Raw genomic sequence first — 23267 nt, forward strand, 5'->3', positions numbered from 1 at the left:
GCGCCGTGATGCAGACCCCCTTGTCATGGCAGGGCTTCGGGCAATGGGCATTTCTCATTGCCGCGTTCTGCTTCCTGATGCTGACAGGCTGGCGCTGGGAGCGCCGGCGTAACGCGCAGGAGGGGTCTGCCCGGGCAGAGCTTGGTGCCTTCATCGTAAGCGGTGCCTGGGCGCTTGTGGTCGCAGGCACCGGATATGCGACGCTGGTCGCGCAGGTATTCGAAAGCTTCCGCACTTTCGCCTGGCTCAGCCTCGCGTTCGTACTGTTTTCCCGCGATGGGCGCCATACGAGTGTGGCGCCGATCAGGCCGGTCATGGCGGCGCTGATCTTCGTCGAAACACTGCAGTTCATCCTGCTCATGCTGAATGTGCGTTATGGCGGCAACGCTGCGGCGCAGGCGATGATCTTCCAGATCTCGATGCTGTTCCGGCTGCTGGTTGCAACGGGCGCGCTGGTGCTGGTGCATAACCTCTATGCCGGGGCCATGGCGCAACAGCGCGTGGCGCTGCGCTGGAGCTGCATCGCGATGGCAACGGTTTGGGGATACGACCTCAACCTTTACACGATTGCCTATCTCGCGCGGACCTTGCCGGTCGAACTCGAAGCCATGCGCGGCGTGGCGCAGATCGGCGTCGCCCTGTTGCTTGCCATTGGTGCGGTGCGAGGACGGTCGGCGCTGCGCTTCTCACCGTCGCGCGCGGTGGCGTTCCAGTCGCTCTCGCTGCTGGTGATCGGCGCCTACATGATCCTGATGGTTGGCGCAGCCCAATCGCTGACCTGGCTCGGCGGCGACGCCGGGCAGCTTGCGCAGCTGGGCTTCGTGTTCGTGACCAGCGTGCTCGTACTGGCCATTCTGCCCTCGGGGCGCCTGCGTGGCTGGATGAAGGTCATGCTCGCCAAGCACTTCTTCCAGCACCGCTACGACTATCGCTCGGAGTGGCTGCGCTTCACCCGAACGATCGGCCGCGGTGGCACACATGCGCCGTCATTGCATGAGCGCGTGGTCCAGGCGGTCGCCGACATCACCGACAGTTCAGCGGGCCTGCTTCTGTGCCAGGGCGAGAATGGCGAGATGGTGCTTTCCGCGCGCTGGCAGTGGCCGACTGCCGACGTTCCTGCCGAGGCGCTGTCGATCGACCGGGTCGACTTTTTCGAGAAACGTGGGTTCATTGTCGACCTCGACGAACTGCGTGCCGGCGTGAACCATCAGGGCGAGGATGTCGCCGTGCCCCAGTGGCTGGTGGAAGAGCATTCCGCCTGGGCTCTGGTGCCGCTGCTTCACTTTGATCGTCTCGTCGGTCTGGTGGTGCTCGGGCGCCCGCAAGTGGCTCGAAAGCTCGATTGGGAGGATTTCGACCTGCTGCGCGTCGTCGGCATGCAGCTGGCCAGCTACCTCGCCGAGCATGCGGGCCAGTCGGCGCTGCTCGAGGCGAGCCGGTTCGAGGAATTCAACCGTCGCATGGCGTTTGTCATGCATGACATCAAGAACCTTGCCAGCCAGTTGAGCCTGCTTTCGCGCAATGCCGAGAAGCATGCGGAAAATCCGGCATTCCGGGCGGACATGCTGATCACGCTGCGCAATTCCGCCGACAAGCTGAACGCTCTTCTGGCCAGGCTTTCGCGCTATGGTGGCAATGCTGCAGAGCGCGTCGAAGACATCGATGCGAGCGAAGTGATCCGCGCAGTGGCCAATCGCTACAATGCGCCGGGGCAGTTGCAGGTCCACGTCACGCATGATGCGCCGTGCCGTGTCCTGGCCAACCGTGAAGTGCTCGAGCAGGTGGTCCTGCATCTGGTGCAGAACGCGATCGACGCCAGCGCCGAGGGCATGGCGGTTTTCCTGCAATGCAACGTCGACGGGCTCTACGGCACGATCGAAGTCATCGACACCGGTTGCGGAATGAGCGCTGAATTCATCCGCAATCGGCTGTTCCGGCCATTCGTGTCGACCAAGCAAGGCGGGTTCGGCATCGGTGCCTACGAAGCGCGCGAAATGGTGCGGGCAATGCGCGGCAAGCTTGAGGTTGAAAGCCGCGAAGGGCTGGGCAGCCGCTTTACGGTGCGCCTGCCGCTGGCGGCAACGCAGGGGCTGATCAGTTCGATTGAGGGGGAAAGCACCCCCATGGGAAAAAGGTGGCATGATGAGTGACGCAAAGTCCGGACAGCGGCCGGTGCTGCTGATCGTCGAGGACGATCCGGGTCTGCAGGCTCAGCTCAAATGGGCCTACGAGGACTTCGAGGTCGTCATCGCCGGCGACCGGGCAACGGCGTTGACGCTGCTTAGGTCGGAAGAGCCCGCTGTCGTGACCCTCGATCTCGGCCTTCCGCCCGATCCGGATGGAACGACCGAGGGGTTTGCCGTGCTTGACGAGATCATGGCGCTGCGTCCCCAGACCAAGGTGATTGTCGCCAGCGGGCACGGTGCGCGGGAATCGGCCCTGAAGGCGATCGAGAAGGGCGCCTACGATTTCTACCAGAAGCCAGTGGACATCGACGCGCTGGGCCTAATCGTGCGGCGCGCACTGCATTTGTCCCAGATCGAAGCGGAAAACCGTGTCCTGGCGACGCGGGCCTCGTCGGACAACAAGGTGCTTGGTCGCATGATCACGGCTGCACCGGAGATGATCAAGGTGGCGCGTACGATCGAGCGCGTGGCCAACACCAATGTCTCGGTCATGCTGCTGGGAGCCAGCGGTACCGGCAAGGAGCTTCTTGCACGCGGTCTGCACGATTGCTCGGGCCGGGCACAGGGCGCATTCGTCGCGATCAATTGCGCGGCCATCCCCGAAAACCTGCTGGAAAGCGAACTGTTCGGGCATGAAAAGGGTGCGTTCACCGGCGCGGTAAAGACGACCGAGGGCAAGATCGAAATGGCGAGCGGCGGCACGCTGTTCCTCGACGAGGTCGGCGACATCCCGCTGCAGTTGCAGGTGAAGCTGCTTCGCTTCCTGCAGGAGCGAACCATCGAGCGGATCGGTGGGCGGCGGTCGATCGAGGTCGACACGCGCATCGTCTGCGCAACGCACCAGAACCTCGAGGCAATGATCGCTGACGGCCGCTTCCGCGAGGACCTTTACTATCGCCTGGCCGAGATCGTGGTGCGCATTCCGGGGCTGGCCGAGCGTCCGGGCGATGCGACGCTTCTCGCCAAGTCATTCCTGCTGCGCTTTGCCAAGGAGATGAATCCTTCGGTCAAGGGCTTCGCGCCCGATGCGCTGGCCGCCATCGATGGGTGGAACTGGCCGGGTAACGTGCGCGAGCTTGAGAACCGGGTAAAGCGCGCGGTGATCATGGCCGACGGGAAGCTCGTCTCTGCGGCCGACCTCGATCTGCCGACGGGCGAGTCGCCGGAGGCCTCGCCTCTCAATCTCAAGACTGCGCGTGAAGTGACCGATCGCAAGGTCATTCGCCACGCCCTTGCGCGAAGCGAGGGCAACATCTCCAGCACCGCGCGGCTGCTCGGCATCAGCAGGCCCACGCTTTATGACCTGCTCAAGCAGTACGATCTCCATAACTAGGTTCACCGCGGCCGCGCTGATTGCATTGGTCCTTGGCGGACCGGTGCGGGGCGACGTGCCAGCGGACCTGCTCGCCAAGGCGCGCGATGCCATCGCGAAGCGCGACGGCATCGCAGCCGAGGCACCGTTGCGGGCGGCGATGCGGCAGGGAGCGTCCCCCGATGACGTGCGGGCGGAACTCGGCGAGGCACTGCTCCTGCAAGGGGACCGGCGCGAGGCGCGCAAGGTGCTTTACGGCGGTGACTTCCGGGCCGAAAGCGCTGCGCATGGCTGGCAACTGCGCGGACGCATCGAGCTAATGGACGGCCGGCTGGCAGCGGCCGGGCAGGCGCTGGACCAGTCCTATCGCCTCTCGCCGGACAATGCTTCGTTGTGGGTCGACATTGCACGGCTGCGTTTCAGCGGCGGCGAGCAGGCCCAGGCGATCGAGGCGGCAGAGCGTGCGGTAGAGTTGGCGCCCCAAGACCCACGCGCGCTTGAATTGCGGGGGTTGCTGATACGCGAACAGTTTGGCCTGCAGGCTGCATTGCCCTGGTTCGAGGCAGGGCTTCGCGCTGCGCCCGATGACGTGGGGCTGCTGGGCGAATATGCTGCAACGCTTGGCGACATGGGGCAATACCGAGCCATGCTGGTCGTCTGCCGCAAGCTGGCCAAGGTCGATCCCGGCAACGTCCGCGCGCTCTATCTTCAGGCGGTCCTGGCGGCTAGGGCAGGGCAGACCGATCTGGCCCGCAAGATCCTGCTGCAGACTGGCACTGCCTTGCGCGACATGCCTGCGGCTATGCTGCTCAACGGCATTCTCGAATATCGCGCCGGCAACGCCAACCTTGCCGTCGGCCATTTCGACCGGCTGCTGCGCGTGCAGCCCGATAACCTGCAGGCGCGAATGCTGTTGGTGCGGGCTCTGGAACGACAGGGCCTTCATCAGCAGGCGAGCGAGATTGCGTCTGCCTGGGCGAAGCAGAACTTTGCCACGCCTTATCTGCTGGTGCTCGCCGGCGATGCCGAGGCGGGTCTTGGGAACAAGCTCGCCGCCGCGTCCTACCGGGAACGATCGAAAGCAACTGGCCAACGCACTGCGACGGTTATTTCCGCAGATCAGCCATTGCCTGTGCTCGCGTTGGCGTATGGCGATGCGCCAAACTTTGCGGCGAACGCCGTGCCCTACATCCGCGGACTGATCGCGAGCGGCAATGCTGGTCAGGCTGTGTCGGTTGCGGACCGTCTCCGGCTTGCCAATCCCGGCGCAGCTGAGGCGTGGCTGCTGGCAGGCGATGCCCGGCTCATGGCTGGGGATCAAGCCGGGGCGCTTGACCAGTACGGTCGGGCAGCGGTCATTCGCTTCAACCTGCCGACACTGCAGAGAATAGACTACGCCTTGCGTGCAATTGGTAAGCCCGTGGAAGCAAACGGCGTTCTCGCCCGCTACTTGCGGCAGAACCCTGGCAGTCCGCAGGCCCTGAAGCTGCTGTCTGCGGGACGCGCTGCATTGGGTGCCAATTCCGGGCAGGACGCGATCGAGGGCATCCTGCAGCAGCGAGCATTGCGCAATCTGTCATGAACTCTGTCCTCGACAGAGGAGCGCCATGACCTTAATCCGAATTCAATCGAACGATTAAATGCGGAGACGGATCATGGCAGGGGCGCTCGAAGGGCTGACGGTACTCGAATTCGCAGGGATCGGCCCCGGACCGTTTGCCTGCATGATGCTGGCGGACCATGGGGCGCGCGTCATCCGCATCGACCGACCGGCAAAGGGTGACCGTGTTGGGGACAGCGGAAACCGCGATATCCTGAACCGCAATCGCGAACGGATCGAGCTTGACCTCAAGGACCCCGTCGCGATCGCCCGGATCCGCGAAATGGCGAAGGACGCCGATGCCATAGTCGAAGGCTATCGCCCCGGCGTGATGGAGCGGCTTGGCCTGGGACCGGATGTGTTGCTCACCGACAATCCCAGGCTGGTCTACGGGCGCATGACCGGGTGGGGGCAGGACGGGCCGATGGCTCCGCTTGCCGGGCATGACATCAATTATATCGCGCTGGCGGGCGCACTTCACAGCTTCGGTCAGGCGGGCGGAAAGCCGCAGTTCCCCGTCAACCTTGTCGGAGACTTCGGCGGGGGTGGCATGCTGATGGCGTTCGGTGTGATGGCCGCCGTGTTCTCGGCGCAGCGCACTGGCAAGGGGCAAGTGGTGGATTGCGCCATGGTGGATGGCGCGGCGATCCTTTCGGCCATGACCTATACTTTCCTGGGGCTTGGCCGGTGGAAAGACGTGCGCGGCGTCAACCTGCTGGATGGCGGCGCGCACTTCTATGACACCTATGAAACGAGCGACGGCAAGTGGATCTCGATCGGTTCGATCGAGCCACAGTTCTATGCCCTGCTGCTGGAAAAGACCGGCCTGAAGGACGATCCCGCTTTTGCCCCGCAGATGGACCCGCGCGTCTGGCCGGACCTGAAGGCGCGACTTGCCGCGTTGTTCCTGACCAAGACGCGAGACGAATGGTGCGCGATCATGGATGGCACCGACATCTGCTTCGCTCCGGTTCTCAGCTTGCGCGAGGCTCCAAAGCATCCCCACAACACCGCGCGCGAGACGTTCGTCGAAGACGAGGGGATGGTCATGCCTGCGCCGGCGCCGCGTTTCCTCGGTACGCCCGCGCCCAAGCCCTCACTGGCCGGGCGGGGCTGAGAGGTCAGTCTGCCCGGATGGCGGCGTCGATCTCGCTGTCCGGGTACTTGCGCTTGTGGCGGACCGACCACCACAGCGACAGTCCGATAAGGGCTGCGCCGATCAGGCCGGTGATCGTTTCGGGAATATGGAACTTCGCGGACAGCAGCATGATCGCTCCGAGCGCGATGATCGCCCAGAACGCGCCATGCTCGAGGTAGCGGTATTCCGAGAGGGTGCCCTTCTTTACCAGCATGATCGTCATCGAACGGACGAACATTGCGCCGATCGACAGGCCGAGCGCGATGATGACCATGTTGTTGGACAGGGCGAATGCGCCGATCACGCCGTCGAAACTGAATGATGCGTCAAGCACGTTGAGGTAGAGGAAACCGCCAACGCCCGAGCGCACCACCACGCCTGCGGCCTTTTGTGCCTCGTCGCGCATCTCGAGGATGGTGCCCAGCGCCTCGACGGCGATGAAAGTCACCAGGCCAAGCACGCCCGAGACGATGAATGTCAGGGCTTCGGCTTCAGGCAGCATCAGGGAGATGCCATAAATTCCGAGCAGCAGCAGCGCGATCTCGGCAGCCTTGACGTTGGAGACGACGGCGAGCTTTTCCTCGACCCAGCGGATCCAGTGCACTTCCTTTTCGCCATCGAAGAAGAAGCTCAGGCCAACCATTGCAAGGAACGCGCCGCCAAAACCGGCAATGCCAACGTGCGCGCTGCTGACGATCTCTTCATAGCGCTTGGGATCGTTCAGGGAGAGGTTCAAGGCCTCTACCGGCCCCAATCCCGCTGCAATCGCCACGATGGCCAGCGGAAATACGATGCGCATGCCGAACACGGCGATGATCATGCCCCAGGTCAGGAAGCGCTTCTGCCAGATTTCGTCCATTTCCTCGAGCACGGCCGCGTTGACCACCGCGTTGTCGAACGACAGCGAGATTTCGAGGATGGAAAGGACGAACACGATCCATAGCAGGGACATGGTGCCACTGGCGGTGCCGGTCTGCATCCAGCCATAGGCGACGGCCAATGCCAGGCAGACCAGCGTGAAAAGGATCGAACCCTTGTAGAAGCGGAGCAAGCGGAATTCCCTTGTTGGCGTGTCGCGGCGCGTTACTTCGGCTGATAGGTCTGTTCAATACCGGGGAACGCGCGAGAGCGCACTTCGGCAGCATAGCGGGCGGCTGCGCCGGAGATGGTCTCGGCGATATTCTCGTAGATCTTCACGAAGCGCGGCACCCGCTCGAACATGCCGAGCATGTCCTCGGTCACCAGCACCTGTCCGTCACACTGCGCCGATGCGCCGATGCCGATGGTGGGGCAGGGCACGGCCTGCGTGATGGCGATGGCGATGGGTTCGACCACGCCCTCGATCACGATGGCAAAGGTGCCGGCTTCGGCCAGCGCCTGCGCATCGCCGACGATCTTGGCGGCTTCGGCTTCGCTGCGACCACGCGCGTTGTAGCCGCCGAGCACGTTGACCGCCTGCGGGGTCAGGCCAACGTGACCCATCACCGGGATGCCGCGTCTGGTCAGGAAGGCGACGGTTTCGGCCATGGCTTCCCCGCCCTCGAGCTTGACCGCGGCACAACCGGTCTCCTTGAGGAGCCTTGAGGCGCTTTCGAATGCCTGCTGCGGCGAGGCTTCGTAGGAACCGAACGGCATGTCGACCACGACAGCGGCATGGTAGGATCCGCGCACCACCGCTGCGCCGTGGGCGGCCATCATGTCGAGCGTGACCGGCACCGAGGAGGGCAAGCCATAGATCACCTGGCCCAGCGAATCCCCCACCAGCAGCAGGTCGCAATGAGCGTCGAGCAGCTGCGCCTGCCGCGCGGTATAGGCGGTGAGCATGACGACCGGTTCCTTCGTCACGCCATCCTTCTTGCGCTGGCGGATCGCCGGGATCGTCAGCCGTTTCATCGGTGCGGGCGTAGGGTTCGCGCGGCTGGTGGCGGTGTCGAGCTGGAAGGTCGTGGACATCGTTGCGCATCCTCTGAAGCGGGCAGATGCTTCTACTTGCTTGTCGAAAACCCGCAAGGTGGCCCGATGTGTGGCACATCTTTGATGCAAGTCTGGGGAAAAATGGCTTGCGCGAAAGGACGTTCCCGCTAGCGTTGCGCGCCATAACCTGGTTTCCGGCGCAACCGTTTTGGTTTCAGGTGCCGGACCAAGGCGGGAGAATTTCATGTTCGGTCGCGTCAAACCGCTCGACGCCATTCTAGCAACTGCTGAAAAGAAATCGTTGCATCGCTCGCTGGGAGCCTTCCAGCTTACCATGCTCGGCGTTGGTGCTGTCATCGGCACCGGGATCTTCGTGCTGACGGCCGAGGCCGCGCAGAAGGCTGGCCCCGGGATGATGATCAGCTTCATCATCGCCGGCTTCGTCTGCGCCGTAGCGGCATTGTGTTACGCCGAGATGGCGTCGATGGTCCCGGTTTCGGGCTCTGCCTACACTTACAGCTACGCCGTGATGGGTGAACTTATCGCGTGGATGGTAGGTTGGGCACTTATTCTCGAGTATGCCGTGGCGGCAGGTGCGGTCAGCGTGGGCTGGTCTGGCTATGTCGTCGGGCTGATCGAGAACGCCTTCAGCATAGACATACCTGACCTTCTGGTGCGCGGGCCCTATGATGGCGGCGTGGTGAACCTTCCCGCGATGCTGATTGCCGGGCTCGTCACCTGGCTGCTGGTGATCGGCACCAAGGAAAGCGCCTCGGTCAACGCGGTGCTGGTGGCGATCAAGGTTTCGGCGCTCACCCTGTTCATCATTCTGGCCGTGCCTGTGATGAAGATGGAAAACTTCGAGCCCTTCGCACCGCTCGGCTTCAGTGGGATCGGCGCGGCTGCGGCCTCGATCTTTTTCGCCTACGTTGGCTTCGACGCTGTCTCGACAGCGGCGGAGGAGACGAAGAACCCGCAACGCAACATGCCGATCGGCCTGATCGGTAGCCTTGCAATCTGCACCGTGTTCTACTTGCTGGTTGCAGCGGGCGTGATCGGTTCGGTCGGCGCACAGCCTGTGCTTGACGCCAACGGTCTTGGTATGGAGCCGGGGAGCCGGGAACTTGCTGCGCAGTGCATGGCCATGGGCGATCAGGCTGTCGTCTGCTCGAAGGAAGCGCTGGCATGGACGCTGCGTGAAATCGGTTGGCCTCAGATCGGCAACCTGATTGGCCTTGCCGCTGGTCTTGCCTTGCCGTCGGTCATCCTGATGATGATGTTCGGCCAGACCCGCATCTTCTTCGTGATGAGCCGCGACGGTCTGCTGCCTGCTTCGTTCTCGAAGATTCATCCGCGTTACAACACGCCACACGTGATCACGATCATTACTGGCGTTTTCGTGGCGCTGTTCGCGGCGTTCTTCCCGGTCGGGCTGCTCGCCAACATTTCGAACTCGGGCACGCTGTTCGCCTTTGCCGCCGTGTCCATCGCGGTTCTGGTGATCCGTCGCCGCGAACCGGGCCGTCATCGGCCGTTCCGTACTCCGGCGATCTACCTGACTTCGCCGCTGGCGTTCGCAGGTTGCCTTTACCTGTTTTACAAGCTCGACGCGAAGAGCCAGCTGCTGTTCGTAATCTGGGCTGCGGTCGGGCTGGTGGTCTATTATGCTTACAGCCGCAGCCGCAGCCACGTGGGCCGCGGTTCGGTCGAAGTGCACGAAGCTGACGCTGACGCACCGCCGCAGCCGGTGCCGCCGATCGACTGATCCTTTGCTTCGAGCAAATGACAAGGGCCGCTCCTTCCGGGGCGGCCCTTTTCGTTTTGTCGATGGAACGACTTAGAGTTGGGTGTCGGTGTAGCCGCCCTTGACGTCGTTGGTGACGTCCATGCCCAGCGCCATCTTTGCGGTTCCGATCAGGCCCATTTCGCCAGCCCAGATCGATGCATCTCCCAGGGTCATGCGCATGAACAGCAGGTTGGGCGAATCCGGCCCGCCGGGAAACCAGGCCTCGACAAAGTTGTTCCAGTGCTTCTCCAGTACGGCGCGATCGGTTTCCTCGACCAGCATGCCGTGGAAGCGGGCGAACACGTCGTGTCCCTTTGAAGAGAACGTGGCGGTGGCGCCGCCCATCTTGGCGAAGCGATTGTCACGGCTCGTGAAGAACCAGATCGCACTGTTGGCGTCCTTGTCGAGCTGCGCGGTCATGGGCGCGGCCGAATCCGGATCGTTGTCGAGCTGGAGCATGACATATGGCGACGACGACATCGCCTTCCAGAATTTTTCGCGCAGCTCTTCGGGATTGCCCTGATCGTACTTCATCGCTGGAATGTCCTTTGCTTGTCGGCAGTTGCCTGATGAACGGGACGAGGCGGGTGAGGTTCCCCCCAGGTTTTTCCCCAAGGCTGTGCACAAAAGGGAAAGGATGCATGGATTGCGCGTTCCTCAAAATAGAACATAATAAGAACAAAGGAACGAATCGCATGATCGAACACGCCCCTATCCGCGATCCAGTCGCAGCCCTCGGCACTCTTGCTCCAGGCCTTGTGCGCGGTATCGGCGCGTCGGACCGGACGCATCGTTGGACACCGGGATTGGCCCTCGATTGCCCCCATGTCGAACTGTTCGCGCGGGCCCGCGATGCCTGCGGGGCAGGAATGGCGCTGGCACTGGCCCGCGATGCCTTGCGCCAGCAGCGCGCCGCAGAGCTGCACGATCGCCGCCCCTTCCTGTGGGTGCAGGACAAGGCGGCGCTGCGTCTTTCCGGCAGGCCTTATCTGCCCGGTCTGGCGGCCGACTTGCGCCATCGCCTTGTCCACGTTGCCGCCGCCACGCCCGAAGATGCCCTCTTCGCGCTGGAAGAGGGCTTGCGCTGCCACGATATGGCTTTTGTGATTGGCGAGATTGCAGGCAATCCTCGCGCCCTCGATTTCACCGCGTCGCGCCGCCTCAGCCTCGCGGCGGAAAAGCATGGCGTGCCGTTATGGCTGGTCCGGCTCGATGCCAGGCGCGATCTCGGCGCGGCGCGAATGCGCTGGGAGATTGCGCCCGCGCCTTCGCCACGCCCGCGCTGGAATGCCCATGCGCCGGGCATCGCCACATGGCGGGCCGATCTGTTTCGTGCCCACACCTTCCACCCCGGACAATGGATCTTGTGCGATGACGACGCTCTCCTCGTCGCCGAACCCTTCACGCCGGATCATGGCGATCTGGTGCACGAATCTGGCGATCGATCGCTGGCGACTGGTTGAGGGGCTGGCTCACGGAGAAGGGCTCGACGCCACCCCGCTCGCTCTGATCGAAGATACCGCCCACGGCCCGCGCATTGCTGCCGCCAACGCTGCTGCCCATGCCGCGGGGGCTGTGCCGTCAATGCGCCTCACCGATGCGCGTACGCTCTGTCCCGCGCTCGCCGTGCGCCCCGCTGATGCTGCGGGCGACCTCGCCTTTCTTGAAAACCTTGCCCTGTGGGCGCAACGCTGGGGGCCATGGAGCGCGCTTGATCCCCCCGATGGCCTGCTCGTCGACACCAGCGGCGTGGCTCACCTGTTCGGCGGCGAGCAAGCCCTGATCGCTGACACGTTGGCCCTGCTGAACAAGCGTGGTTTGACGGCCCGTGCTGCGCTCGCCCCCACTGCAGGCGCGGCTTGGGCGCTTGCGCGGCACGGACCTGTGGCTGCAATCCAGCCCCCAGAGGCAGACCCACGCACATTCCTCGCCGATCTGCCCGTAGCCGCCTTGCGTCTTGATGCCGATGTGATCCTGCTGCTGCGCCGGCTCGGCCTCAAGCGATTGGGTCAGATCGAAGGCCTGACGCGCGAGAACCTCGCCCGTCGCTTCCGCAACCACCGATCGGCTGCAGCGAACCCGCTGTTGCGGCTTGATCAGATCTTCGGTTTGCGGCCCGAACCGCTGCTGCCTGTCGTGGGCGTGCCCGCCCCGATGGTTCAGCGCCGTCTGATGGAACCGATCCGCCACCGCACTCTGCTCGATCGCGTGGTCGAGGACCTCGCTGCCGACTTGGCGCGCTTGCTCGAAGGACTGGGGCAGGGCGCACGTCGCCTCGAGCTCGGAATGTGGAAGGTCGATGGCGAGGTCATGGTGCGGCGGCTCGAGATGGCCGCCGCCTCGCGCGATCCGGCCCATATCTGCCGCCTGTTTGCCGCGCGGCTCGATGATCTCGATGCCGGGTTCGGGATAGAACTCGTGCGCCTGCGCGTGCCATGGGCCGAACCCCTGAATCTGTCCCAGGCCGATCTCGATGCCGCGGCTGAGCGCCATGGTACCAGCTTTGCCGCCTGTATCGATCGCCTGACCGTACGGCTCGGGCCTGAGGCGGTGCGCCGCCCGGTCGTTCATGGCAGCCATGTGCCTGAACGCGCCCAGCGCTGGCAGCCTCCACTGGCAGATATGCCATCTTCACAGGAAGAATTGCGTTTTCATCACAGGCCACTGAAAATATTGGATAAACCGGAATCAGTTGCGGTTATTTATGAAACTCCGGACGGTCTACCCCGCCAGTTCCAATGGCGCGGCCAGCTGCACAAGGTTGTCCGCGCCGAGGGGCCTGAACGCATTGCCCCCGAATGGTGGCGCGAACGCTCTACCGTGCGCTTGCGGGATTACTACCGGATCGAGGACGAAGCCGGCCGCCGTTACTGGATCTATCGCCACGGCGTGATCGGCGATGGCCGCGGCGGAGCCCCCGAATGGTTCATCCAGGGGCTCTTTGCCTGAAGTATCAGATCGATGGTGCCACGATGGTCTGTGCCGTCAGCGTATCGATCACTTCCTGCGGCATGGTCTCTGCCGGACGACCGGAAACAAAATCGAGCAGGTCCTTGGTCAGACGCTCGGTCTGCGTTGCAAAGAGGCCATGCGGCTCGCCGTCGTACTCGATCAGCGTCGCGTGCGGCACGGCCCTGGCCACGGCGCGTCCGGTTGCCTCGATCGGTACAGTGGCGTCCGAAGTCCCGTGGATCACCAGCGTCGGCACGCTGAACGAGGGCAGGTCACCCCGGAAATCGGTGGTGGCAAAAGCCTTCGCCGAAAGCAGCGTGGGCCTCAGGCCTGCCTGCATGGCGGTCGCCCAGGACAGCTTCAGCGTCTCGTCGCTGACCGGCTTGCTCAGCATGCCCACGCCATAGAAATCGCGGAAGAAGCCGGTGAAAAATTTCGCACGGTCCTCCAGCATGCCTTCGGTCATCTCATCGAACGTCGATTGCGGCACGCCCTCGGGATTGTCGTCGGTCTGGAGCATGTAGGGCACGACCGATGACACCAGCGCCACGCGCGAAACGCCCTGCCCGCCATAGCGCGACATGTAGCGCGCGATCTCGCCACCGCCCATCGAGAATCCGACCAGAGCCGCGCCGTTATTGGCATTCATTGCTGCCATGACGTCAGCCAGATCGTCGGCAAAGGTATCGTAGTCATAGCCATCCGAAGGCTGGTCCGACCGTCCGAACCCGCGCCGGTCATAGGCAATCGCACGGAAGCCTTCATCGGCCAGTGCGTTGCTCACCGGGTCCCAGCTGTCGCCAGAGAGTGGCCAGCCATGGATCAGCACCACCGGCGGCCCATCGCCCCACGACTTGGCATAAAGGCGGGTCCCATCCCGGGTCTCGATCATCGGCATCAAACTGTCTCCTCAGGCCCCGCCCGTGTGGTGCCTGAACGGCTCGTCCCGTTTCGCGTTCCGATGCCCGTCTGCCCACAGGTACGGGCTGGCACTGGACGTTGAAAGAACATATAAGGAACGAATGTCGCAGCTTACCGTTCTCGAACGCCTCGAAATCCTGGCCGATGCCGCAAAGTACGATGCCTCCTGCGCCTCGTCGGGCACCACCAAGCGCAACAGCAAGGGCGGAAAAGGCATCGGGTCGACCGAGGGCATGGGCATCTGCCACGCCTATGCGCCCGATGGTCGCTGCATCTCGCTGCTCAAGATCCTGCTGACAAATCACTGCGTGTTCGATTGCCATTACTGCGTGAACCGCAAAAGTTCGAACACCCGCCGCGCGCGCTTTACCCCGCAGGAGGTGGTGGACCTGACCCTGTCGTTCTACCGCCGCAACTATATCGAAGGCCTGTTTCTCTCCTCCGGCATCGTCAAAAGCTCCAGCCACACCATGGAGCAGTTGATAGAAGTCGCCCGTATCCTTCGCGAAGAACACGATTTTCGGGGTTATATCCACCTCAAGACGATTCCCGAAGCCGATCCCGAGCTGGTCGCCCAGGCCGGGCTCTATGCAGATCGCGTCTCGATCAACGTCGAGTTGCCAACGGTAGCCGGCCTGACCCGCCTCGCGCCCGACAAGTCCGCACCGCAGATCGAAGGGGCCATGGGGTCGCTGAAGGAAGCGATTGTCGAGGCCAAGGACGCCCGCAAGCGCTTCCGCCATGCGCCGAAATTCGCCCCCGCCGGCCAGTCCACCCAGATGATCGTCGGTGCCGATGCCGCGACCGATGCCGATATCGTCGGCCGCGCCAGCACGCTTTATGATCGCTTCCGCCTGCGCCGCGTTTATTACTCAGCCTTCAGCCCGATCCCCGACGCCAGCGCAGTCCTGCCGCTGAAGCGTCCGCCCTTGATGCGCGAACATCGGCTCTATCAGTCCGACTGGCTGATGCGCTTCTACGGCTTTGCCCCGCACGAGGTGCAGCAGGCCGCCGGCAACGATGGCATGCTTCCGCTCGACATCGACCCCAAGCTCGCCTGGGCCTTGCGCTTTCGCGGAGATTTCCCGGTCGACGTCAACCGTGCCCCGCGCGAGAAGCTGCTGCGCGTGCCGGGCTTGGGCGTGAAAGCCGTCAACGCGCTCGTCGCCGCGCGCCGCCAACGCCGCCTGCGTCTCGCCGATGTCGGCAAGCTTACCGTCTCCATTGCCAAAGTGCGTCCGTTCATCGTCACCGAGGATTGGCGGCCGGTCATGCTGACCGACCGGGCAGATCTGCACAGCCTTCTGGTACCCGCGACCAAGCCTGCCCAGATGGAACTCTTCGCATGAAGCCGTTCCGCGACATGCGCCTGGCCGAAGCGTTCCGGATCCAGCTTGCCGCGCCCGATGATTTCGAAGGCTGGCGTGATGCTGCCCGTCGCATGGTCCGCGCTGATGTGCCGCCAGACCGGATCACCTGGGAATCGCCGGCCGATCCGGGAGCGGACCTGTTCGCCCAAGGGGACCGTCGCCTGCCGTCGCCCCCTGCCGATGCCCCGCAACCGCGCGTTTCACGAGACTTCCTGCAACTTGCCCAAAGCGCGATCCTTCATTCTGATTCCACGCGTTTTTCCCTGCTCTATCGCGTGCTGTGGCGCCTGCAGTCCCGCCCGCGCCTGATGGAGGACAAGGCGGACCCCGACGTCCGCTCGATGGAGGATCTGGCGCGGCAGGTCCGGCGCGACATCCACAAGATGCGCGCCTTCGTCCGCTTCCGCAGCGTCGAGGGTGAGGGGAGCGAGCGCTATGTCGCCTGGTTCGAGCCCGAGCATCATATCCTGCGCGCCAACGCCGGGTTCTTCGTGCGCCGCTTCACCACCATGCGCTGGTCGATCCTCACCCCGCGCGGTACCCTGCACTGGGATGGCGAGGCGCTGCAGGAAGGCCCGCCGGCTACCCGGGCCGATGCTCCCTCTGGCGATCCGGTCGAGGCCCTGTGGCGGAAGTATTATGCGTCGATCTTCAATCCTGCGCGTTTGAAGGTCGGGGCCATGCTCAAGGAAATGCCCCGCAAGTACTGGAAGAACATGCCGGAGGCGGCGCTCATCCCCGAGTTGATCGCCGGAGCGCAGGCACGCGAGGCACAGATGGTGAAGGCGGGCGAACAGGACTTCGGCGAACGGCCGCAAAGCCTTGGCGCGATTGGCGAAGCGATCCTCGGCTGCCGCCGCTGCGAGATCGGCTGCAACGGCACCCGGGCAGTCATGGGCGAAGGGCCCTCATCCGCCGCACTCATGATCGTGGGCGAGCAGCCGGGCGATACCGAAGAGGAGCAGGGCCGTCCGTTCATCGGTCCGGCCGGCCGCCTGCTGCGTTCGCATCTTGAAGAAGCAGGCATTTCGGACGAACGCACTTACGTCACCAACGCGGTCAAACACTTCAAGTTTGTCCCCCGCGGCAAACGCCGCCTCCACCAGAGTCCCACCGCCAAGGAAATCGACATCTGCCGCTGGTGGCTTGATGGCGAGCGCGCGCTGGTCCAGCCCCGGCTCATTCTCGCCTTGGGCGCAAGCGCGGCACGCAGCCTTCTCGGCAAAACAGTCAGCGTGCAAAAAGTGCGAGGCGAACCTCAGGCGCTGGCAGATGGCAGCGAGCTGTGGATCACCACGCACCCCAGCTATCTGCTGCGTCTGCACGATCACGGTCGTGCCGAGGAAGAGGCAAAGTTTGCCAAAGACTTGCGCAAGGTAGCGCAGAGGCTTTCGGAACTATCGGCATAAATCATGCCCGAACAGCCGCTGACACCGCGCCGCCGCCATGTCGAACCGGTGGACGAGGGCGACCTGCCGCCGGCACCGTTCGTGGAACTGGGCCTGGCGACCTGCTTTTCGTTCCTGCGTGGCGCGTCGGACGCGATCGATCTCGTCACCACGGCACGTGCCTTGGGATACGATGCTCTTGGCATTGCCGACGCCAATACCATGGCTGGCGTGGTGCGCCTGCATACCGAGGCCGAGGCTGCGCGGCTACGTCCGGTTATCGGTTGCCGGATCGAAACCGTCGAAGACCTTGTCTTTCTGGCCTATCCGCAGGACCGCGCCGCGTACGGCCGGCTGTGTCGGCTCATCTCCGAAGGGCGAATGCGCACGCTCACCGGAGAGTGGCAGGCGAAAGGCACCTGCGAGATCGATCTGCCCATGCTGGCAGCCCATGCCGAGGGCATCCACCTGATCCTCGTGCCGCCTGCTGATCTGGATCAGATGTTTACGGTGGAAAGCGAAAGCAATGTCTATGCTTTTCCGGGAGCAGAGTCCCCAGCTCTTCCACAGGTCAGGAACAGCCTTTCCCTGCCTTTTCCCGACTTTCTCCCCCGGCTTGTCCACAGCTTGCCGACCATGCGCCATCTGGCTGCAAGCTACCTTTACGTCGGCGACGACATCGCCCGGATCGAAAGGTTGAACGGTCTGGCACGGAGCAATGGCCTCGGCCTGCTGGCTACCAACGAAGTGCTCTACGCCACACCAAACCGCCGTCCGCTTCAAGACGTGATGACGGCAATCCGCCACAAGACCACCGTTGCCAAGGCCGGGCACTTGCTCCAACCCAATGCCGAACGGCACCTGAAATCTCCGCAGGATATGGTGCGCCTGTTCGAACGCTGGCCCGAGGCAATCGCAGCGACGCGCAATCTGGCGGACTCCTGCCGGTTCAATCTCAGGGAGTTGCGCTACGAATACCCCGAGGAGATCTGCCCGGAGGGCCACGCTCCCCAATCCTGGCTGGAGATGCAAACCTGGGAAGGCGCACGCGGGCGCTATCCCGAAGGCGTGCCCGATGGCGTGGGTGAAACCTTGCGTCGCGAACTTGACCTCATCGGCAAGCTGAACCTTGCAACCTACTTTCTGACTATCAAGGATATCGTTGATTTTGCCCGTAACTGCGATCCGCCGATCCTGTGCCAGGGACGCGGTTCGGCCGCCAATTCCGCGGTCTGTTACTGCCTCGGCATCACCGCAGTCGATCCCGCCAAGCATGCGTTGCTGTTCGATCGCTTCATCTCCGAAGAGCGCAAGGAGCCGCCTGATATCGACGTCGATTTCGAGCATGAGCGACGCGAAGAGGTCATCCAGTATATCTACCGCCGTTTCGGTCGCACCCGAGCAGGCCTCTGCGCTACGGTCATTCACTACCGGCCGCGCATGGCGATCCGTGAAGTGGGCAAGGCCATGGGCCTTTCCGAAGACGTGACCAGCGCGCTCGCTCGCACTGTCTGGGGCAGCTGGGGTACCGAAGTGGGCGAGAAGAACGTCAACGAAAGCGGGTTGGACGGCACCGATCCCTACCTCAGGCGCGTGATCAGCATAGCCCAGCAAATGATTGGAATGCCCCGCCATCTTTCCCAGCATGTTGGCGGCTTCATCCTGACACAAGGGCCACTGACGGAAACAGTGCCGATCGGCAATGGCGCGATGGCCGATCGCAGCTTCATCGAATGGGACAAGGATGACATCGACGCGCTTGGCATCCTCAAGGTCGATGTGCTCGCGCTCGGCATGCTCACCTGCATTCGCAAGTGCCTTGATCTGCTGGGTGCGCACCACGGCCGTGATCTGACGCTGGCCACAGTCCCGCGCGAAGATCCGGCCGTCTACGACATGTTGTGCAAGGGGGATTCCCTTGGCGTGTTCCAGGTGGAAAGCCGTGCGCAGATGAACATGCTGCCGCGCCTGCGGCCGCGGCAGTTCTACGATCTCGTGATCCAGGTCGCCATTGTCCGCCCGGGGCCGATCCAGGGCGACATGGTCCACCCCTATCTCAAACGCAGGCGGGGCGAGGAGAAGGTGGAGATACCTGCGCCCGGCCCAGAACATGGCCCTGCAGATGAACTGAGTTCGATTCTCAACCGCACCCTAGGCGTCCCGATCTTCCAGGAGCAGGCCATGAAGATTGCGCTCGATGCAGCGAAGTTCTCGAGCCTTGAAGCCAATCGCCTGCGTAAGGCCATGGCCACGTTCCGTTCGCGAGGGATGGTGCACGAACTTGAAGACATGATGGTCGGCCGCATGGTTGAGCGCGGCTATGATCCCGATTTTGCCGAACGCTGTTTCAACCAGATCAAGGGCTTCGGCGAGTACGGCTTTCCCGAAAGCCACGCCGCCAGCTTCGCCCACCTCGTCTACGTTTCGTCATGGTTCAAGTGCCACTATCCGGCGGCCTTTGCCTGTGCCCTGCTCAATTCGCAGCCGATGGGTTTCTACGCGCCCGCACAGATCGTGGGCGATGCGGCCCGGCATGGCGTGCCGGTGCTGCCGGTCGATGTGAACCACTCGGACTGGGACTGTACGCTGGAGCAGGGGGGAGGCGCGCTCCGCCTTGGCTTCAGGCAGATCGATGGCTTTCCCGAACATGCGGCTGCCATGCTCGTCGCGGCGAGGGGCGCGGGCGGGGCCTTCACCGATGCGGCCAGCCTCAAGGAACGGGCCGGGCTGTCTCCGGCAGTGGTTGAGCGGCTTGCCGCAGCCGATGCGCTGGGCTCGCTTGGCCTGTCGCGCAGGCAGGCGCTGTGGGATGCCCGCAGCCTTGTCGCGCCCAAGGAACTGCCGCTGTTTGCCGCCATGACGTCACGTTCGGAAGGCGAGGAGCGTACCCGCGCCGTGCTGCCGATGATGCCGCTGTCGGAAGAGGTCGTGGCTGATTACCAGACGCATCGCCTGTCGCTGAAGGCGCACCCACTGGCTTTCCTGAGACCGATGCTGGGCGAGCGTGGCTTCGTGCGGGCGGCAGACCTCAGGAGCCACAAGTATCGCGCCACGGTGCTGGTGGCCGGCGTAGTTCTGGTGCGCCAGCGCCCCGGCAGCGCCAAGGGCGTCTGCTTCATCACGCTCGAGGACGAGACCGGCGTGGTCAATCTGGTGATCTGGCCTGACCTTATGGAGAAGCAGCGCAAGGTCATCATGGGCGCACGGCTGATGGAAGTGCGTGGGCGGGTGGAGTACGACGACGAGGTCATCCATGTCATCGCCATGAACTTGACCGACGCCAGCGCCAGCCTGGATGCGCTGTCAGATGCCGACAGGCTACTGCCGCCGATTGCGCGCGCGGACGAGTGCAACAGGCCGATCCCTGAAAGAGCCGGACCCGGTGCCCGCACGCACCCGCGTGACGTGAGGATCATCCCCAAGTCACGCGATTTTCATTAGAGGCGCAAGCTCAGGTACGCAGGCGCTCAATCCCCTGCGCCAGTGCGACATAGAGCTTGCCCATGTCGGACGAGAGCAACGTAACGCCCAGAGCGTTACCGTCACGCGTGGAAAGCAACTGGCGCAACATGGATTCGAAGTCGTGGATGTAGCGGTTCACGTGTTCGCGGAATTCGCTTTCGGCTTCATAATGCGCCTGAACCGCCTTTGCTTCGGCACTCTCCAGCAGCGAAACGGCGCGGCGCGTAAAGATGCCGCGGTCCCCGCGCAGGTACGATGCCCAAGCGGTTTCCGAGACATCCGTCGAAAGCGCCTTGGCGATGTCGATGGCTGACGAATTCAGCGATTCCGTGATCAAGGCGGCGCGACGGGCAAAGTCGTTATCGACCTTTTCCTCTGCCTTTTCGCGAACACGATCGACCCGCGCCTCCAGATTGCCGGCCAGTTCATCAACCTTGGCCAACTGGTCACGCATCTGGATTGCGGTGTCCCGACTTGCTGCCGCGGCAGCATCGATGGCTTCCTCCAGGCGACCGACAAGTTCGGCCGCGCGCCCCTGAAGCACGCGCGCAATGGCAGCGCTGCTCTGTTCGCCAAGCCTTTCGGCCAAGCCTTCGATTTCACCCGCAGTGCTGGCGCGCAGATCTTCGCCAGCCTTGGCCGCAGCCTCGTTCAAGCTGCCAATTGCTCCCGAAAGCCGGCTCTCGATGTCACGCGAAAGCGCATCGCTTTCCGCGCGCACCCCTGCCAGCACCTCTCGCAACGCATCGAGTTGCTTCTCGCGCTCGGCCGCTTGCTCGGACAGTGTCTTCTGCGCCTTCTGCAATTCCTTGATCGTGCTGGAAACTTCATTGCGAGCAGACCCAACGGTTTCGGCCAGGCTGCGCCCACCGTCGCCTGCCTCGCGCAAGGTATCGCGCAAAGTGAACACGCGGTCCTCCAGACCCTTGAGCCCGGCCTCGGTGCTGCGCAGGGCTTCCGGAATCTGGGTGCGCGTGTGGTCGCCACCGGCTTGGATCAGTTCGAGAAGCCTTACGGCGGAGTCGGTCAATTCACCGATCTGCAGGTCCGTGCCCGAAAGCGCGTGGCGCATTTCACCCAACCGCGCATTAAGGTCGGCCATTGCTTGGTCGACCTGGGACGCTGTCTGCGCGCCTTGTTCACCAGAGTTGCGAAGTACTTCGGAGAAAGCACTGACCTTGCTTCCGATTTCCTCGCATCTGGAGGCGAGATTCTCCGCCTCGACAAGTTGGGTCCTGCGCTGTGCCTCGATCGCTTGGTCAAGCTCGGCCAGCTTGGACGCCAAAGCTTCGGCAGCAGAAGCGGCGGCTCGCTCCATCGCAGAGCGGCGCTCGGCAACGGCTTCGTCAATTTCCGCCAGACGTTTTTCGAGAGCCACGCGTTGTTCCGCAGCGCCAGCTTCGGCAGATGCCCGCCTGCGCGCCAGCTGTTCGTCAAGGTCGCGGCCCTGGATTTCGAGCATTGCGGTGAGCGAACGCGCGGCCTCCTCGAAGCGTGCCAGACGTCCGGCCGAGTCCGCGATGAGTCCCTCGTGCGCCTCGCCGAGTTGGGCGAGAGTTTCCTTGAGGGATGCCGCATGCGCATCGCTGCGCTCCCGCCAAGCCGCAAGGGCAGCCTGCTCCGCATCGGCTGCCAGGGCTGCCTGATCGGCGCTGCGCTGCGTCAGCGCGTCGAAGCGATTCTCGGCAAGAAGGCCGAGGTCTTCGGAAGCCTTGGCAAAGCCTTCAAGAGCACTGTCGACCCGGTCGCGAAACGACATGACCTGCCGTTCGCTCGCAAGGCCGAACTCGTTGAGGCGCTGAAACCCCGAGACCAGTTCTTCAAGCTGCAGATGCGCGGTGCGTCCGGCATTGCCGATGTTGTTGGTTACGTCCTTGGCGGCATTGGCAATGACCGGCAGCTGTCCACGCAGCTTCTCCATGTTGTCGAGAGCGGCTGCTGAAACTTCGGCGATCCTGTCGATCTGCGCACCGTTCCTGCTGATCAGCCCATCAAGCTGTGAGGCGCTGCCCGAAAGGCGATCAACCGCAATCCGTCCCAGCGAATCGAGGTCGCGGCCTTGCGCGGCCATGAAGTCGCGGGCCAGCGCGAGTTCGGTGTTAATCGAGACGAGGCGCCTTTCGAGGTCGGCTGATTCGTTCGAAAGCAGACGCGCCGCATCGGCGAAGCGGGCCGCTTCCCGCCGGCTTGTACGCATGACCACCAGGAGCAGGACGAGCACAAGCAGGACAGGCACGCTCCATTGCGTTGACCACCATGCCCATTGCTGTGCGGACGCGGGTGCCGGCTGCGCAAGGATCACGGCCCATACGAAGAAGGCCGTCCAACCCGCGATCACCCCACCGGCCAACAGGAGCACCGGCCAAGCCTTGTCAGGCGGAGGCATTTCAGAGCTATCCCAATCGCTTGCAGACGCTTTTTCAAGGAAAGCTGGAGGCACATATGCCAGACCGGGATCGTCGGGCGCAGTTGGCCCGGCCATGGTTGCCTCACCGGCGTCCTCATTGACGCCATCGATCGGAATGATCCGTCTTCCCCCGTTCATGACGCTGTCATATCACGATTTCGACCCATCCATAAACCCCGCCTTAACGCTTCGGCCCGTAGCGCTTTCACATGGCCTATGAAGGCGCCTCCCTTGACGCAAACCTCGCCGCTGCTGCCGGGCACGATCCCGAACTCGTGCGCGAACTGCGCGCGGCATTCATCGAAAGTGCCGAGCGGCAGGTAGATCTGCTTGGTCGGGCCCGCTGCGATGGCAACTGGCACGTTGCTGCCTTGCGTTTGAAAGGCCTTGCGGCAAGCTTCCACGCCGAAGGCCTGATCGACCTTGCAGAGGAGGCGCTGGACGGCGCCCCCGGCGATCCGGCGATTCTTCGTCGCCTTCGCCAGATGCTGGCCGACTTGGCGATAGAACCTTAATCCCCGACACGACTGCGGTCCGCCTTGGCACGACCGTCGCCAGTCCCTACGATGGTGCGACAGGAGGCAATTGTTGCGGGTCGCGGTTCTTTCCCTGATTGAAACTTCCCATCCAGCGCAGGCTGCGGGTGCGTCGGCGACGACGCCTTCGGGGCTGCGCGGGTATCTGCCAATAGGCGGACGCTCGCTATTACGCCACCAGATCGGACTGGCCCTCTCGCTGGGCGCCAAACGCCTTGTGGTCATGGCCGAGGGGATCAGTGGCGAGCTGGTTGCGCTTCAGCATGTTGTCGAGGCAGGCGGAGCGCAGTTTCAT

The 23267-nt window shown here is 63.5% G+C and carries 17 protein-coding genes; 11 read left to right on the top strand and 6 right to left on the bottom strand.

Annotated features, from left to right (window positions below; genetic code table 11):
- The first annotated feature begins 8 nt into the window (after positions 1–8).
- The 4 genes from prsK (at position 9) to IM701_RS06855 (ending at position 6215) form a co-directional block, all read left to right on the top strand.
- Positions 9–2150, top strand: a complete 2142-nt coding sequence (gene prsK, locus IM701_RS06840; protein WP_193828178.1) for an XrtA/PEP-CTERM system histidine kinase PrsK — start codon at positions 9–11, stop codon at positions 2148–2150.
- The gene (gene prsR, locus IM701_RS06845; RefSeq protein WP_039331473.1) at positions 2143–3519 is read left to right on the top strand and encodes a PEP-CTERM-box response regulator transcription factor; all 1377 of its coding nucleotides are present in this window, start codon (positions 2143–2145) and stop codon (positions 3517–3519) included. The genes prsK and prsR overlap by 8 nt, the downstream gene beginning before the upstream one ends.
- Positions 3485–5080, top strand: coding sequence for a tetratricopeptide repeat protein (locus tag IM701_RS06850; protein ID WP_193828179.1), 1596 nt, complete (start codon positions 3485–3487; stop codon positions 5078–5080). The genes prsR and IM701_RS06850 overlap by 35 nt, the downstream gene beginning before the upstream one ends.
- Positions 5081–5153: 73 nt before the next feature.
- Complete coding sequence (locus tag IM701_RS06855; protein WP_193828180.1) at positions 5154–6215, top strand: CaiB/BaiF CoA-transferase family protein; 1062 nt, start codon at positions 5154–5156, stop codon at positions 6213–6215.
- A gap of 4 nt (positions 6216–6219) precedes the next feature.
- Here IM701_RS06855 and IM701_RS06860 read toward each other — a convergent pair whose 3' ends face one another.
- Entirely contained in the window at positions 6220–7287 is a 1068-nt protein-coding gene (locus IM701_RS06860) for a DUF475 domain-containing protein (protein ID WP_039331076.1), read from the bottom strand.
- A 32-nt stretch (positions 7288–7319) separates the two neighbouring features.
- Positions 7320–8189, bottom strand: a complete 870-nt coding sequence (gene panB, locus IM701_RS06865) for a 3-methyl-2-oxobutanoate hydroxymethyltransferase (RefSeq protein ID WP_193828181.1) — start codon at positions 8187–8189, stop codon at positions 7320–7322.
- A 205-nt stretch (positions 8190–8394) separates the two neighbouring features.
- Here panB and IM701_RS06870 point away from each other — a divergent pair, with 205 nt between their 5' ends.
- Positions 8395–9915, top strand: coding sequence for an amino acid permease (locus tag IM701_RS06870; RefSeq protein WP_039331072.1), 1521 nt, complete (start codon positions 8395–8397; stop codon positions 9913–9915).
- Between the two features lie 72 nt (positions 9916–9987).
- On the opposite strand, the gene IM701_RS06875 is transcribed toward IM701_RS06870, so the two are convergent.
- Complete coding sequence (locus IM701_RS06875) at positions 9988–10470, bottom strand: pyridoxamine 5'-phosphate oxidase family protein (RefSeq protein ID WP_193828182.1); 483 nt, start codon at positions 10468–10470, stop codon at positions 9988–9990.
- A gap of 161 nt (positions 10471–10631) precedes the next feature.
- On the opposite strand from IM701_RS06875, the gene IM701_RS06880 reads away from it, so the two are divergent.
- Together IM701_RS06880 and IM701_RS06885 are read left to right on the top strand one after the other, a co-directional pair.
- On the top strand, positions 10632–11399 hold the full coding sequence (locus IM701_RS06880; RefSeq protein ID WP_230487828.1) for a hypothetical protein: 768 nt from the start codon (positions 10632–10634) through the stop codon (positions 11397–11399).
- Positions 11308–12885 (top strand): DNA polymerase Y family protein, encoded by a 1578-nt coding sequence (locus IM701_RS06885; protein ID WP_230487829.1) that lies wholly within the window; start codon positions 11308–11310, stop codon positions 12883–12885. The genes IM701_RS06880 and IM701_RS06885 overlap by 92 nt, the downstream gene beginning before the upstream one ends.
- Positions 12886–12889: 4 nt before the next feature.
- On the opposite strand, the gene IM701_RS06890 is transcribed toward IM701_RS06885, so the two are convergent.
- Entirely contained in the window at positions 12890–13786 is an 897-nt protein-coding gene (locus IM701_RS06890) for an alpha/beta fold hydrolase (RefSeq protein WP_039331066.1), read from the bottom strand.
- Between the two features lie 124 nt (positions 13787–13910).
- On the opposite strand from IM701_RS06890, the gene IM701_RS06895 reads away from it, so the two are divergent.
- Genes IM701_RS06895 through IM701_RS06905 form a run of 3 tightly spaced genes read left to right on the top strand, consistent with a single transcriptional unit; the run spans position 13911 to position 20008 of the window.
- Positions 13911–15158 carry a putative DNA modification/repair radical SAM protein gene (locus IM701_RS06895; RefSeq protein WP_039331064.1) on the top strand — a complete coding sequence of 416 codons (1248 nt, stop codon included), beginning with the start codon at positions 13911–13913 and terminating at the stop codon, positions 15156–15158.
- Entirely contained in the window at positions 15155–16588 is a 1434-nt protein-coding gene (locus tag IM701_RS06900) for a UdgX family uracil-DNA binding protein (RefSeq protein ID WP_193828183.1), read from the top strand. Before IM701_RS06895 ends, IM701_RS06900 begins: the two co-directional genes overlap by 4 nt.
- A 3-nt stretch (positions 16589–16591) precedes the next feature.
- Positions 16592–20008, top strand: coding sequence for an error-prone DNA polymerase (locus IM701_RS06905; RefSeq protein ID WP_193828184.1), 3417 nt, complete (start codon positions 16592–16594; stop codon positions 20006–20008).
- Between the two features lie 10 nt (positions 20009–20018).
- Here IM701_RS06905 and IM701_RS06910 read toward each other — a convergent pair whose 3' ends face one another.
- Positions 20019–22574, bottom strand: a complete 2556-nt coding sequence (locus IM701_RS06910) for a hypothetical protein (RefSeq protein ID WP_193828185.1) — start codon at positions 22572–22574, stop codon at positions 20019–20021.
- Between the two features lie 71 nt (positions 22575–22645).
- Here IM701_RS06910 and IM701_RS06915 point away from each other — a divergent pair, with 71 nt between their 5' ends.
- A complete protein-coding gene (locus tag IM701_RS06915) occupies positions 22646–22951 on the top strand; it encodes a hypothetical protein (RefSeq protein ID WP_039331057.1) in 306 nt (101 codons plus the stop codon).
- Between the two features lie 190 nt (positions 22952–23141).
- Here the strand turns inward: IM701_RS06915 and IM701_RS22100 are convergent, their stop codons facing one another.
- Positions 23142–23267, bottom strand: a complete 126-nt coding sequence (locus IM701_RS22100) for a hypothetical protein (RefSeq protein WP_255527803.1) — start codon at positions 23265–23267, stop codon at positions 23142–23144.

This window comes from Novosphingobium sp. ES2-1 (assembly GCF_015169775.1).
In the GTDB taxonomy this organism is placed as follows: domain Bacteria; phylum Pseudomonadota; class Alphaproteobacteria; order Sphingomonadales; family Sphingomonadaceae; genus Novosphingobium; species Novosphingobium subterraneum.

Coding starts and splice junctions, on each gene's coding strand:
- prsK (WP_193828178.1), top strand. CDS start 9: ATGCAGACCCCCTTGTCATGGCAGGGCTTCGGGCAATGGGCATTTCTC.
- prsR (WP_039331473.1), top strand. CDS start 2,143: ATGAGTGACGCAAAGTCCGGACAGCGGCCGGTGCTGCTGATCGTCGAG.
- IM701_RS06850 (WP_193828179.1), top strand. CDS start 3,485: ATGACCTGCTCAAGCAGTACGATCTCCATAACTAGGTTCACCGCGGCC.
- IM701_RS06855 (WP_193828180.1), top strand. CDS start 5,154: ATGGCAGGGGCGCTCGAAGGGCTGACGGTACTCGAATTCGCAGGGATC.
- panB (WP_193828181.1), bottom strand. CDS start 8,189: ATGTCCACGACCTTCCAGCTCGACACCGCCACCAGCCGCGCGAACCCT.
- IM701_RS06870 (WP_039331072.1), top strand. CDS start 8,395: ATGTTCGGTCGCGTCAAACCGCTCGACGCCATTCTAGCAACTGCTGAA.
- IM701_RS06875 (WP_193828182.1), bottom strand. CDS start 10,470: ATGAAGTACGATCAGGGCAATCCCGAAGAGCTGCGCGAAAAATTCTGG.
- IM701_RS06880 (WP_230487828.1), top strand. CDS start 10,632: ATGATCGAACACGCCCCTATCCGCGATCCAGTCGCAGCCCTCGGCACT.
- IM701_RS06885 (WP_230487829.1), top strand. CDS start 11,308: ATGACGACGCTCTCCTCGTCGCCGAACCCTTCACGCCGGATCATGGCG.
- IM701_RS06890 (WP_039331066.1), bottom strand. CDS start 13,786: ATGCCGATGATCGAGACCCGGGATGGGACCCGCCTTTATGCCAAGTCG.
- IM701_RS06895 (WP_039331064.1), top strand. CDS start 13,911: ATGTCGCAGCTTACCGTTCTCGAACGCCTCGAAATCCTGGCCGATGCC.
- IM701_RS06900 (WP_193828183.1), top strand. CDS start 15,155: ATGAAGCCGTTCCGCGACATGCGCCTGGCCGAAGCGTTCCGGATCCAG.
- IM701_RS06905 (WP_193828184.1), top strand. CDS start 16,592: ATGCCCGAACAGCCGCTGACACCGCGCCGCCGCCATGTCGAACCGGTG.
- IM701_RS06910 (WP_193828185.1), bottom strand. CDS start 22,574: ATGAACGGGGGAAGACGGATCATTCCGATCGATGGCGTCAATGAGGAC.
- IM701_RS06915 (WP_039331057.1), top strand. CDS start 22,646: ATGGCCTATGAAGGCGCCTCCCTTGACGCAAACCTCGCCGCTGCTGCC.
- IM701_RS22100 (WP_255527803.1), bottom strand. CDS start 23,267: ATGAAACTGCGCTCCGCCTGCCTCGACAACATGCTGAAGCGCAACCAG.